Consider the following 630-nt stretch of genomic DNA (forward strand, 5'->3'; position numbering starts at 1 on the left):
GTAGATGCATGTTTACCTTTATGACTTACTACATAAATTGCATCTGCACTACATTTATTGCCGTTAGCCCAAAATTTACAGTTGTTTACTTCACATAAAACGTCTTGTGCCATAGTATCACACCTCCTTGTTCTATTATCATTAACAAAATTCGGAGGTATGATACTCTTTGTCATGCATTTTTTATTACCTTTTTAACTTTCTTAATGGTTCAATATCTCCTTGTACAATAGCATCAATATTTCCGGTTATTTTTTCAATGTCAAAATTCCACCATTGAATCTGCAATAATTCATCTATTATTGCATTTGAAAATCTCTCTTTTATTTTATTTGCAGGATTTCCACCAACAATTGTATATGGTGCGACATCTTTAGTCACAACAGATTTAGCTGCAATTATTGCACCATCACCTATTTTTATTCCAGGCATAATAGTTGTGTCCATACCAACCCAAACGTCATTTCCAATCACTGTATCTCCTTTATAGGGCAGATCAGATAACTGTGGTGTGAATTTCTCCCAGCCATTCCTAAAAATATTAAATGGATATGCCGAAAATCCATCCATTCGATGATTCGCTCCGTTCATAATAAAGGTAACTCCAGACGCAATACAACAAAATTTACC

General features: G+C 34.0%; 2 protein-coding genes. Both read right to left on the reverse strand.

Going from position 1 to position 630, the window contains the following annotated elements:
* A partial coding sequence (locus AC1DTM_RS30535; protein ID WP_477001712.1) for a DUF1540 domain-containing protein occupies positions 1-113 on the reverse strand: 113 nt, incomplete at its 3' end.
* A gap of 73 nt (positions 114-186) precedes the next feature.
* Positions 187-630 (reverse strand): CatB-related O-acetyltransferase (locus tag AC1DTM_RS30540; protein WP_477001711.1); only part of this gene is annotated, 444 nt, incomplete at its 5' end.

The sequence above is a fragment of the Bacillus sp. P4_D3 genome (genome assembly GCF_056401855.1).